The organism is Mucilaginibacter sp. (assembly GCF_039935595.1).
GTDB lineage: Bacteria > Bacteroidota > Bacteroidia > Sphingobacteriales > Sphingobacteriaceae > Mucilaginibacter.
On sequence record NZ_JBDTJZ010000126.1, the window covers coordinates 1 to 11,482 of the forward strand.

General features: G+C 39.8%; 14 protein-coding genes. 9 read left to right on the forward strand and 5 right to left on the reverse strand.

All coding sequences use genetic code 11. From position 1 onward, the window contains the following. The coding region (locus ABI367_RS08530) for an AMP-dependent synthetase/ligase (protein ID WP_462230826.1) at positions 1-1,348 on the reverse strand (1,348 nt) is incomplete at its 3' end. Between the two features lie 257 nt (positions 1,349-1,605). On the opposite strand from ABI367_RS08530, the gene ABI367_RS08535 reads away from it, so the two are divergent. Next, positions 1,606-2,217 (forward strand): nuclear transport factor 2 family protein, encoded by a 612-nt coding sequence (locus ABI367_RS08535; RefSeq protein WP_462230828.1) that lies wholly within the window; start codon positions 1,606-1,608, stop codon positions 2,215-2,217. Positions 2,218-2,367: 150 nt separating this feature from the next. Here ABI367_RS08535 and ABI367_RS08540 read toward each other — a convergent pair whose 3' ends face one another. The 3 genes from ABI367_RS08540 to ABI367_RS08550 form a co-directional block, all read right to left on the reverse strand. Beyond that, the gene (locus ABI367_RS08540) at positions 2,368-2,694 is read right to left on the reverse strand and encodes a HesB/IscA family protein (protein ID WP_462230830.1); all 327 of its coding nucleotides are present in this window, start codon (positions 2,692-2,694) and stop codon (positions 2,368-2,370) included. A gap of 83 nt (positions 2,695-2,777) precedes the next feature. After that, positions 2,778-3,191 carry a Fe-S cluster assembly scaffold IscU gene (iscU, locus tag ABI367_RS08545; RefSeq protein WP_462230832.1) on the reverse strand — a complete coding sequence of 138 codons (414 nt, stop codon included), beginning with the start codon at positions 3,189-3,191 and terminating at the stop codon, positions 2,778-2,780. Between the two features lie 101 nt (positions 3,192-3,292). Beyond that, entirely contained in the window at positions 3,293-4,504 is a 1,212-nt protein-coding gene (locus ABI367_RS08550) for an IscS subfamily cysteine desulfurase (RefSeq protein ID WP_462230834.1), read from the reverse strand. A 104-nt stretch (positions 4,505-4,608) separates the two neighbouring features. Between ABI367_RS08550 and mce the strand changes: the two genes are divergently transcribed. Next, complete coding sequence (gene mce / locus ABI367_RS08555) at positions 4,609-5,013, forward strand: methylmalonyl-CoA epimerase (protein WP_462230836.1); 405 nt, start codon at positions 4,609-4,611, stop codon at positions 5,011-5,013. Positions 5,014-5,021: 8 nt separating this feature from the next. On the opposite strand, the gene ABI367_RS08560 is transcribed toward mce, so the two are convergent. Further along, entirely contained in the window at positions 5,022-5,615 is a 594-nt protein-coding gene (locus ABI367_RS08560; protein ID WP_462230838.1) for a hypothetical protein, read from the reverse strand. A gap of 359 nt (positions 5,616-5,974) precedes the next feature. On the opposite strand from ABI367_RS08560, the gene ABI367_RS08565 reads away from it, so the two are divergent. From ABI367_RS08565 to ABI367_RS08595, 7 genes are all read left to right on the forward strand, one after another. After that, positions 5,975-6,223, forward strand: a complete 249-nt coding sequence (locus ABI367_RS08565; protein ID WP_460693203.1) for a type B 50S ribosomal protein L31 — start codon at positions 5,975-5,977, stop codon at positions 6,221-6,223. Positions 6,224-6,288: 65 nt separating this feature from the next. Next, positions 6,289-7,470 (forward strand): GlmU family protein, encoded by a 1,182-nt coding sequence (locus tag ABI367_RS08570; RefSeq protein ID WP_462230840.1) that lies wholly within the window; start codon positions 6,289-6,291, stop codon positions 7,468-7,470. Between the two features lie 88 nt (positions 7,471-7,558). After that, positions 7,559-8,323, forward strand: coding sequence for a triose-phosphate isomerase (gene tpiA, locus ABI367_RS08575; protein ID WP_462230842.1), 765 nt, complete (start codon positions 7,559-7,561; stop codon positions 8,321-8,323). 66 nt (positions 8,324-8,389) lie between these two features. Next, on the forward strand, positions 8,390-8,812 hold the full coding sequence (locus ABI367_RS08580; RefSeq protein WP_462230844.1) for a hypothetical protein: 423 nt from the start codon (positions 8,390-8,392) through the stop codon (positions 8,810-8,812). A gap of 4 nt (positions 8,813-8,816) precedes the next feature. Next, positions 8,817-9,653 (forward strand): 50S ribosomal protein L11 methyltransferase, encoded by an 837-nt coding sequence (gene prmA, locus ABI367_RS08585; RefSeq protein WP_462230846.1) that lies wholly within the window; start codon positions 8,817-8,819, stop codon positions 9,651-9,653. Between the two features lie 27 nt (positions 9,654-9,680). Then, on the forward strand, positions 9,681-11,042 hold the full coding sequence (locus ABI367_RS08590; protein ID WP_462230848.1) for a UDP-N-acetylmuramate--L-alanine ligase: 1,362 nt from the start codon (positions 9,681-9,683) through the stop codon (positions 11,040-11,042). A gap of 69 nt (positions 11,043-11,111) precedes the next feature. Next, entirely contained in the window at positions 11,112-11,453 is a 342-nt protein-coding gene (locus tag ABI367_RS08595; RefSeq protein WP_462230850.1) for a helix-turn-helix domain-containing protein, read from the forward strand. Positions 11,454-11,482: the final 29 nt, after the last annotated feature.

Consider the following 11,482-nt stretch of genomic DNA (forward strand, 5'->3'; position numbering starts at 1 on the left):
TCTCGCCTTCTTCCGACTGATAATCATCTTTAAAAGTATCGTGAGTTTGTATGGTATATATCTTTTGGGTATCCACATTTTGTATCCCTACTTCAATACCCGGTATAATGCGTCCTACGGTGCCATAAACCTGGCGGTGATATTCGGTAACTGCCATTACGGGCGAGGTCTCTGTGAGTCCGAAACCCTCTAATATTTTAATGCCCAGGTCGCCAAAAAATTCGCCAATGTTTTTAGGTAATGCGCCACCACCCGATATCATAAATTTTAAACGTCCGCCTGTGCGCTCTTTGATCTTGCTGAATACCAGTTTCTCCGCTATCTTATATTCATTGCTTAGTATAAGCCCCGGGTTTTTACCGGCCTCTTTGGTTAAACGGTATTCGCGCCCAATTTTAAGCGACCACTTAAATATTTTAGCTTTTAAGCCTCCGGCAGATGTACCGTTTTTCATGGCGCGGTCGTGGATACGCTCCAGTAAACGGGGCACACAGTTCATTATGGTGGGCCGTACCTCGGCCATGTTTTTGGCTAAAAGGTCCAGACTTTGGGCAAAAGCTATTTTACAGCCTGCATACAAACAAATATGGTAGGTTGCCGTACGCTCAAATACGTGCGATAGGGGAAGGAACGATAAAAATACATCCGTTTTCTCAACTACCGGTATCTGTATCAGGCTGTTGCGCACATTCTCTACCAAATTAAAGTGCGTAAGCATCACGCCTTTAGGCGTGCCTGTTGTGCCCGATGTATATATTAAACAAGAAAGATCAGAAGGTAAAATGGCCTCGCGCGCGGCGTTAATAGCATGGCGGTACTGATCAACCAGCGTTAAACCCTGCGCAATAACTTTATAAAAGCCAATTACACCCGCGTTTAATTTGGCGTTAAGTTTATCTATGTGTTTTTCGTATTCCTCGCAGGCTGGTATAATGCGTATCAACTCGGGGCAGTTATTGGCTATGCGGATAACTTTTTTGAACAGGAATGGATTGCCCACAATAATGGTACGGGCTTTTGAATCATTTAAAATATATTCTATTTCTGTTTCGGTAAGGGTGGGATAGATGGAGGTGTTAACCGCGCCAATTTGTTGCAGGGCCTGATCGTAATAAATATAATCAGGACCGTTCTCAATGATCAATGCCAGCCTGTCGCCCTTTTTTATACCGATATCTAAAAACCAGGCCGATATGGCGTCAATTTTATCCAGCGCTTCGCGATAGGTAATATCTATCCATTCTTCGCCTACTTTATGGGCTAAAAAGGGGTGTGTATCCTTGTGGATATATTCTACCAAATAACGGATAAGGCTGGGTACGGTTGGGCGCTCAGTTTGCTGGCTCATAATTGGTTTAAATGTGGATTATAGCAACAAATCTAATTTATTTTGGAATAATTATTACCTTTAGACCATAATTACTATCACTACATATCAAATACGGGTTACCAAAAATCCGATCTCCTAAGCGGGAGATAGCAACGCGGGGCTTAATGTCTTTAGCGTAAGTATTTGCTTCGCCTTTTTATTTTAATAGTTATAACAAAACAGCTATGCTTTTGCATGGATTTACCGGGCTTTTTACGCCCTCAATAAAAACAGTAATGGAACAAAAATCAAATAAAAATATAGTAACCGAATTTTATAGAAATGTAGTAAGGCTACGAAAAAGCGAGATGATTGCCGATTATGTGCACGAAAACTACATACAACACAGCCCTATGGGTAAAGATGGTCGCGAAGGGCTGTTTGAGATGGTAGAGTTTTTAAAAAAGTTGCCTCCGGTAGAGGAAACTACCCCATCGCCCATAGTCAATCTTATAGCCGAAGATGATTATGTGGTTGCTCACCTGGATATACACTTTATGGGTAAACATATACGGGTGATTGAACTATTTAGAGTTCAGCATGGTTTGGCTGCCGAACATTGGGATGTGACTGAGGAGCCAACAGGCAAAAATGAACCCGTTATTAATATCAAGGGTTTGATTAATGAAGTCGGCCTACGCGATAACGAATATATTATTGATTTGTATAGTAAAATTGATGATGTAATTATCCATCACCTGATTGCCGTACATGCCGAATTAAAACAAGCCGGTAAGTCAACCGCGTTATTTGATATTTTCAAAATGAAAGATAGACAGATAACCGAACATCATTATGTTAAACAGGTAGTGCCGGAAAAGATGATGCATAATAACGGTATGTTTTAGCCAAAGGATAAGTCATGCCGAACTTGTTTCGGCATCTCACAAGAAAAGTAGTAAGCGTTTGAGATGCCGAAATAAATTCGGTATGACGTGGAAAATAAAAAAGGACCTTCTGATTGGGAGGTCCTTTTAATATCTATTTCGAAGATAAAATTATACCGAGAAGCTTTCGCCGCAGCCGCAGGTACGGCTGGCATTTGGATTATGGAAGTTAAAGCCTTTACCATTTAACCCGTCGCTAAAATCAAGCTCAGTACCGGCCAGGTATAAAAACGATTTCATATCCAGCGCGAAACGTACGCCTTTATCTTCAAAAAACTGGTCGCCTTTTTTTTCTTCGTTATCAAAGTCCAGATTATATGATAACCCCGAGCAGCCACCTCCCTGAACAGACACACGCAGAAAATAGGAGGCATCAAGCCCCGAATCCTGCATGAGGTGTTCTATCTTACTTTTTGCTTTATCAGTTACAGTTACCATTTTTGAGATTTGAGATGTTAGATTTGAGATTTGAGACAGAGATATTTAATCTCAATACTCATATCTCAATACTCACGTCTAAATTAGTGATGCGCTTTTTCGCTTTCAATGGGTTCCAGACCGTTTTTAACGCGGAAATCATTGATTGCTGCTTTAATAGCATCCTCGGCAAGTACCGAGCAGTGAATTTTTACCGGTGGTAAAGCCAATTCTTCAACAATATCCATGTTGTCAATTTTCATGGCATCGTCAATGCTTTTGCCTTTTAACCATTCGGTAGCTAATGATGATGAAGCGATAGCCGAACCACATCCAAAAGTTTTGAATTTAGCATCGGTTATAACGTTGTTATCATCAACCTGAATTTGCAGGCGCATAACGTCGCCGCACTCAGGGGCACCCACTAAACCGGTACCTACTTTGTGGCTGCTTTTATCAAGCGTACCCACGTTGCGGGGGTTAGTGTAGTGATCAATTACTTTATCTGAATAAGCCATTGTATTAGTTTTTAGTATTATGTTGTGAGTTATGAGTTTCCTCATCGCTCGTTTAAATTATTTTATAAATCCGAAATCGAAAATCCGACTTCCGAAATCAATTAATGTTCTGCCCACTCAATCGAGTCAAGGTCAATGCCTTCTTTAAACATTTCCCAAAGCGGCGACATGTTACGCAGGTTGGTAACCGCTGTTTTGGTTACTTTTATAGCGTAATCAACTTCCTCTTCGGTTGTAAATCTTCCTAAACCAAATCGTATAGAAGAGTGTGCCAAATCATCTGAAAGGCCCAAGCTTTTTAATACGTATGATGGCTCTAACGATGCTGATGTACAGGCCGAACCTGACGATACTGCCAAATCTTTCATGGCCATCATCAAACCTTCGCCTTCAACATATTTAAAGCTGATATTAGCTACATGTGGTAAGCGGTGCTGCACATTTCCGTTCACATAGCTTTCTTCTAATGTAGTCAATTCAGCTTCCAGTTTATCGCGCAAGGCAGATAAACGTTTGGCTTCGCTTTCCATTTCCTGTCCACAAAGTTCGCAGGCTTTACCTAAGCCAACAATGCCGGGTACATTTAATGTGCCAGAGCGCATACCACGTTCGTGGCCGCCACCGTCCATTTGGGCAGTAACTTTAACACGTGGTCCTTTACGACGTACGTATAAGGCGCCAACGCCTTTAGGGCCGTATATTTTATGTGCCGATAAGGCTAACAGGTCAATGCCGTCTTTGTTCACATCAACAGGTATTTTACCAACAGCCTGCACAGCGTCTGTCATAAACAGGGCACCGTGCTTGTGCGCTATGGCAGCAATTTCTTTTATAGGTTGTATAACACCAATCTCGTTATTGCCATACATTACCGATACCAGGATAGTTTCGGGAGTCATAGCAGCTTCTAAAACGGCAAGGTCCAGTAAGCCATCTTCTTTAACGGGAAGGTAAGTTACGCGACCGCCCATTTTTTCAACGTGCTTGCAAGCGTCTAAAACTGCTTTATGCTCGGTAACGGTAGTTATAATGTGGTTGCCTTTTTCTTTATACATTTCAAACACGCCCTTTATAGCCAGGTTGTCTGACTCGGTTGCGCCTGATGTGAAGATGATCTCTTTTTCGCTGGCACCAATTAATTTGGCTACCTGCTCGCGGGCATAATCAACACCTTCTTCGGCTACCCAGCCAAACGGATGGTTACGGCTGGCCGCGTTACCAAATTTCTCGTTAAAGTAAGGTAACATAGCTTCCAGTACCCGTGGATCCATGGGCGTAGTGGCATTGTTATCAAGGTAAATTGGGATATTCATGTTTTATTGTATTAACGATACAAAGATAGGTAAACTTTTTATTTATAATCATTAAAGATAAGCTAATTTGGTCATAGTAACTTAATAATTTACAATATTTGGACATGAACAAAGTTGAACATATAGGCATTGCCGTAAATAACCTGGAAGCAGCAGGCAGCCTTTATGAAAAACTGCTGAACACCACCATCTATAAAACAGAAGAAATAGCTACCGAAGGCGTTAAAACCGCCTTTTTACAAACCGGCCCTAATAAAATTGAACTGTTGGAGGCTCTGTCTGCCGATAGCCCCATAGCCAAATTTATTACGCAAAAAGGGGAAGGCATACACCATATTGCTTTTGAGGTAGGTGATATAGTTGCCGAAATGGCCCGACTTAAAAGCGAAGGCTTTGTTTTGTTAAGCGATGAGCCTAAACCGGGAGCAGATAATAAGCTGGTTTGTTTTGTACATCCCAAGAGTGCGGGTGGGGTCTTGGTGGAGTTGGTGCAGGAGAGAAATATTTGATTTGGTAGTTATTTAATTTGAACGTTGTAATGACTATAGACATCTTTATATAACTTATCGAAAAAGGAACGTATCAATTGAATGAATTGAGTATTAAATTTATTGTCATTCATACTGAAAATATCACGGTTGTCGTTAGTGGAATTAAATATAATACCTTCCGATTCTTCAAGCATTTTTTTAAATGGAGCATCTTTGGGATATATACAATGGTTGTGTACGATACAATGTCTTACTTGCTGTAGATTTTTCAGTTGAGCCCAATTTTCGTAAGTGGAAATATCTACTCCAACAGTTTTTAAGATGTAGGTTTTTGCTTTATCCAAATCATTACTTCCCTTGATGTCTTTTAGGTAAAATTTTTCGTGATTGCATTCTTGTATTTTATCGCAAATTGTGGTCAAATTATACTCGAATGTTGTAAATATTTGAGCGAAAAAGGTTGTCAAAGCAAAGTTTTTGAAATAAAAGGAATTGACATTTGAATACTGGTTATTTTTTTCAAATAAATTATTTAAAATTTTTTGATAACTACTTAAATTTTTAATATACATGATTGTTGAAAACTCAACATTGTCCCATGCTCCATAATTTAAATCCATAAAAATAATAAGTGTGTTGTCTTGACTAAATAAATGTAATTAAATTTTGCTAAATATATGCGTTAGGGATGGCAGCGGATACCGGCCTAGTGGCTAAGGCCTGTGCAGTATGAGCGTACAGCCCGGTCCGCCTAAAGGCGGAAACGCTCAAGTAAATAAACGCGCTCCGTCGACTCACCCGGTCATCGCTACGCTCGACCACCCTCTCTATGCTAGAGAGGGAAAGGGGATTTTTTTTATTTTAACACAAACGCTTCCAATCTTTAATCTCTAATCTTCAATCTTTTTTACAATACTCTTTACAAATAAAAAAACAATTAGTACATTTGCACCTCTTTTATAAGAAGTAAAGTATAACAATGAAAAAAGATCTGCACCCATCAAACTATAGATTAGTAGTATTTAAAGATATGTCAAACGACTATTCTTTTATCACTAAATCATGCATCGAAACCCGTGAATCAGTAAAATGGGAAGATGGCAACGAGTATCCGTTAGTAAAATTAGAAATTTCACATACGTCGCACCCTTTCTATACCGGTAAAATGAAACTGGTTGATACTGCTGGTCGTATCGATAAATTCCGCACCCGTTACAACAAAAACTAAACTGGTGTTAATAAAATATTTACAAGTCTCGGCTTTGCAGTCGGGACTTTTTTTATTTTTGTGCTATGGCAATTATCCTGTTTGACGATAACGCACACCAAACTCTACTACCCTTAACCTACACTCGCCCTGTTGCCGACTTACGCATAGGCATTTTAACCATTGCCGAAAAGTGGGCCAAGCACCTCAATAGCGACTATTCTTTTTACACGCAACCTTATTTACAGGGCAAGTTCCCGGTTAATTATACGGATGATAATTTATTTATCAACGGGTCGGTTTGTCCGGATGATAATTTGGTTGCGGCTATACTGCAGCTAAAAGAGGGCGAAGCGTTGAAATATGACGACTTGCTGGTAGCCGTTAAAGGAGCAAAACAGCATGAGTTTGAAACTGATGCCAAACTGGACAGGGTAATTGAGTACACACATCCCATTATTACTATTAAACATCCCGAGGATATCTTCCGGCAAAACGATATAGAATTACGTAAAGATTTTAAGTTACTAACAAACGGACGCAAAAGTGCCGCTATTAGTAACACCAATACCATTATAGGTGCTGATTTTTTTGCCGAGGACGGCGCGGTAGCCGAATGTTCGACCTTTAATACGACCAACGGCCCTGTTTATTTAGCTGCCCATACCGAAGTTTGGGAAGGCAGTAACATCCGCGGCCCGTTTGCTTTATGCGAACATTCGCAGGTTAAAATGGGGGCCAAGATATACGGCGCTACCACCGTTGGCCCGCACTCGCGAGTAGGCGGCGAGATCAGTAACGCGGTAATATGGGGTTATTCGTCAAAAGGACATGATGGCTTTTTGGGTAACTCGGTAATTGGCGAATGGTGTAATATGGGTGCCGATAGTAATAACTCTAACCTTAAAAACAACTATGCCGAAGTTAAACTATGGGATTATGCCACCGGGCATTTCCGTAAAACGGGCTTGCAGTTTTGCGGCTTAATTATGGGCGATCATGCTAAATGCGGCATCAACACCATGTTTAATACGGGTACGGTAGTAGGCGTAAGCGCCAATGTATTTGGCGGTGGTTTCCCCGCTAATTTTGTGGCCGATTTTGCGTGGGGCGGCGCGCAGGGTTTTGAAACCTATTCGCTGCAAAAAATGTTCGAGACCGCGGCCAAGGTTTACATCCGCCGCGATCGTGTTTTTGACCAAAACGAGCAGGATATACTTAAAAAAGTTTTTGAATTAACAGACGAATATCGTGAGCTGTTTAGTTGATGGTTCATAGTTCATAGCCATTTGACAATATAAATTAATAATAACCTACCATGAACCATGAACTATGGTCCATGAACAAATTAAAGACATGAGAAAAAAAATTGTAGCCGGAAACTGGAAAATGAACCTGGATTATAACGAGGGATTAAGCGTATTTTCGGAAGTGATCAATATGATCAACGATGAAGTTACCGGCACTCAGGAAGCCGTGGTTTGCAGTCCGTTTATACATATACATAGTTTGGTACAATTGGCTAAGGGCCAAAACCGTATCAGCTTAGGCGCGCAAAACGCCCACCAGGCCGAAAGCGGTGCCTATACCGGCGAAATATCAGCCAAAATGATCAAATCAGTTGGCGCGGCTTATGTAATTTTGGGTCACTCGGAGCGTCGTCAGTATTTTGGCGAAAACAACGAGTTGTTAGCCAAAAAAACTGATACCGTTTTAGCTAACGATTTAAAACCCATCTTCTGCATTGGCGAAACCTTGCAGGAACGCGAAGCTAATACCCATTTTGATATCATTAAAAGCCAGTTGGTTGAAGGAGTTTTCCATTTAGATACCACACAATTTAGTAAACTGGTAATTGCGTATGAGCCGGTTTGGGCCATTGGTACAGGTGTTACTGCTTCGTCGGATCAGGCGCAGGAGATACATGCGTTTATCCGCAAGGAAATTGCTGCTAAATACAACCAAACAGTTGCTGATAATACCACCATTTTATACGGAGGCAGCTGTAACCCTAAAAACGCAGCCGAGTTATTTGCCCAGCCGGATATTGATGGCGGGTTGATAGGCGGTGCATCACTAAAATCGCGCGACTTTACGGATATCGTTAAAGCTTTTAATTAATACCAGGTTTAGGTAGTAAGTGGCCGTACTTTTGTATAGCTTAGTTTACCGCTTAATATTAAGAGAATGAAAAAGCTGTTAAAAAGTATATTACCCCCGTTAATTGGCTTTTTTATTTACTTTACTGTTATAAGATATAGCGGTTACTATTTTACTTTAAAAATAAATGAGATGGGTGGCGGCGATATACGCAGCTTTATGGCCTATTACCGTTATATGCTCCCTTTGTTATTTGTTGTAGCCATTTTAACCCAATTATTAGTAATAGTACCTGTTTGGGATAACGCCTGGGTAAACCACATTACCAGTAAGATCAACGCCTTTATCGACCTGGTTTTTATTTGCCTGGTATTTGCTTTGGGCATAAGTTACATTATTTGGGATACATCGTCGGGTTTCCCGCATTTTATTAAACTGGCCGAATTTATGATCGGTATACAGTTAGTATATTGGGTTATCAATATTACAACACTGTATATAATTGAGTAAAAAAATGAACTATTACGAGTTATTGTTCACCACCATTCCTACTGAAGATTACCAGCAGGACCTGCTGATAAACGCTTTGGGCGAAATTGGCTTTGATACTTTTGAAGAAGTTGATCTTGGGTTTAAAGCTTATATACCCTCAACTGATTTTGATAAGGAGCAGTTGGATGAAGCATTATCACCATACCGGGAAATGTTCACCTTTAGCTATGATGTTACCCTTATCCCGCATAAAAACTGGAACAAACTTTGGGAAAGTAATTTTGAGCCGATTGCTATTGGTAATAAACTTTTTGTGAGGGCTACGTTTCATGAACCTCGCCCGGATTTTCAATACGAAATAATTATCGACCCCAAAATGGCATTTGGCACCGGGCACCACCAAACTACGGCTATGATGCTGCAGCTAATACTGGAGAATGATTTTGCCGGTAAAAAGGTTTTAGACATGGGAGCGGGTACCGGTATTTTAGCCATAATGGCCGCTCAATTAGGTGCGACTGATATTACCGCTATTGATTATGACCCGATTTGCTATGAAAGCATTATAGAGAATGCTGCTTTAAATAACATCACCAATATCATATCGCTTTGCGGCTCAAAAGAGGTTATTCCTGATGAGCAATACGATACGATACTGGCTAATATTAATCGTAATATTTTACTTGACCAGATGCAGCGTTATAGCGAGGTATTAAAAGAAGGCGGTGAGATATATTTCAGCGGATTTTATGAAACACCCGATCTGGATATTATTACCGAAGAAGCGCGTAAACACAGCTTAAAATATATCATCCATAAAAAGGATAATAATTGGGTAGCAGCCAAATTTGTTAAGTAATTTGCATTTTGTTTATAAACTAAATTAATGAGGGTACACTTTATAGCTATTGGCGGTGCAGCTATGCACAACCTGGCCATTGCGTTACATAAAAAAGGATTTGAGGTAACCGGATCAGACGATGTTTTATTTGAACCGTCGGTTTCGCGGTTAAATAAATATGGTTTATTGCCTAAAGAACAAGGCTGGTATCCCGAAAAGATAACTAAGGATATTGATGCCATTATATTAGGTATGCACGCCCGCGTTGATAATACCGAACTGTTAAAGGCGCAGGAGTTAGGGTTAAAAATATATTCGTACCCCGAATATATTTATGAGCAATCAAAAGATAAGTTACGGGTAGTAATAGGAGGCAGCCATGGCAAAACTACCATCACCTCAATGATATTGCATGTACTGCAAGCGGCCGGCAAAAAATTTGATTACCTGGTAGGCGCGCAGTTGGAAGGCTTTGAAACGATGGTGGGCCTAACACATGAAGCACCGGTAATTATTATAGAAGGCGATGAATATTTAGCCTCGCCGATAGACAGGCGGCCCAAATTTCATTTATACAAAGCCAATATAGGCGTAATAAGCGGCATAGCCTGGGATCATATTAATGTGTTCCCAACGTTTGATAATTATATTGAACAGTTTAAACTGTTTATTGATACCATACAGTCCGGCGGCAGGTTAATTTATAGCCAAACGGATGAGGTATTAAACAATCTGGTAGCGCATGATGATAATAACATAGCGAAATTGCCGTATGCCCTACCAAAATACACTATTGAGAACGGTATTACCACGATTATAAGTGACGGAAAAAAATATCCCTTACAGGTATTTGGCGAACATAACCTGTTAAACATGGAAGCCGCGCGCCTGGTTTGCGAAGCATTAAGTGTAAACACAGCCGATTTTTATAACCATATACAAAGCTTTAAAGGTGCGGCAAGGCGGTTAGAATTGCTGGGGAAGAACGACACATCCAATGTGTTTAAGGATTTTGCGCACTCGCCATCTAAACTAAAAGCTACTATACACGCAGTTAAAATTCAGTTTCCAAAAAGGAAACTTATTGCGTGTATCGAACTACATACGTTTAGTAGCTTAAATAAAAATTTCCTGGCCGAGTATTCCGGTACTATGGATGAGGCCGATAGCGCAATCGTATTTATAGATAATAAAACCTTCATACAAAAGAAGATAGAGCCCTATCAGGCTGAAACAGTTACAAAGGCATTTTCAAAAAAAGATATTTTATTTTTTAATGATCCACAATATCTTTTAAATTACTTAAATAGCCTTAAAATAGCCAATAGTAACCTTTTAATGATGAGTTCTGGTAACTTTGGGGGTATAGATTTGACAGCTATTACAAATAAATTAATAAAAAATTAGTGTAGGATAAAAAATATTTTATAACTTTATTAACTATTGCGAAACCCCTATCATAATTATTAAGCTACAATGAAGACATTAGGAAAAAAGATCAGATTATTACGTCATCAAAAAGGATGGAGCCAGGAGGATGTTGCTAAAAGATTAGATATATCAATCCCTGCTTTTTCAAAAATTGAAACCGGGATAACTGATATCAATTTATCCAGATTAGAACAGATCTCCAATTTGTTTGAAATGTCCGTTGTTCAACTGCTCACATTTAATGATCTTGAACAAGATCAGAAATTTGTAAATGAGTTAGAAGTAGTTAATAAAAAACTAACCGACCGCGAAACAGAAATAATTGACCTGCAAAAAAAGGTAATTGAACTTTTTGAAGAGTTAAGACATAACCGTATAACCGCATAACAAAAAGAGCCTCTGAAAAGAGGCTCTTT

Bases quoted from the DNA above. Each gene is read 5' to 3' on its own strand.
- ABI367_RS08535 (WP_462230828.1), top strand. From the start codon at position 1,606: ATGGAACAAAAATCAAATAAAAATATAGTAACCGAATTTTATAGAAAT.
- ABI367_RS08540 (WP_462230830.1), bottom strand. From the start codon at position 2,694: ATGGTAACTGTAACTGATAAAGCAAAAAGTAAGATAGAACACCTCATG.
- iscU (WP_462230832.1), bottom strand. From the start codon at position 3,191: ATGGCTTATTCAGATAAAGTAATTGATCACTACACTAACCCCCGCAAC.
- ABI367_RS08550 (WP_462230834.1), bottom strand. From the start codon at position 4,504: ATGAATATCCCAATTTACCTTGATAACAATGCCACTACGCCCATGGAT.
- mce (WP_462230836.1), top strand. From the start codon at position 4,609: ATGAACAAAGTTGAACATATAGGCATTGCCGTAAATAACCTGGAAGCA.
- ABI367_RS08560 (WP_462230838.1), bottom strand. From the start codon at position 5,615: ATGGATTTAAATTATGGAGCATGGGACAATGTTGAGTTTTCAACAATC.
- ABI367_RS08565 (WP_460693203.1), top strand. From the start codon at position 5,975: ATGAAAAAAGATCTGCACCCATCAAACTATAGATTAGTAGTATTTAAA.
- ABI367_RS08570 (WP_462230840.1), top strand. From the start codon at position 6,289: ATGGCAATTATCCTGTTTGACGATAACGCACACCAAACTCTACTACCC.
- tpiA (WP_462230842.1), top strand. From the start codon at position 7,559: ATGAGAAAAAAAATTGTAGCCGGAAACTGGAAAATGAACCTGGATTAT.
- ABI367_RS08580 (WP_462230844.1), top strand. From the start codon at position 8,390: ATGAAAAAGCTGTTAAAAAGTATATTACCCCCGTTAATTGGCTTTTTT.
- prmA (WP_462230846.1), top strand. From the start codon at position 8,817: ATGAACTATTACGAGTTATTGTTCACCACCATTCCTACTGAAGATTAC.
- ABI367_RS08590 (WP_462230848.1), top strand. From the start codon at position 9,681: ATGAGGGTACACTTTATAGCTATTGGCGGTGCAGCTATGCACAACCTG.
- ABI367_RS08595 (WP_462230850.1), top strand. From the start codon at position 11,112: ATGAAGACATTAGGAAAAAAGATCAGATTATTACGTCATCAAAAAGGA.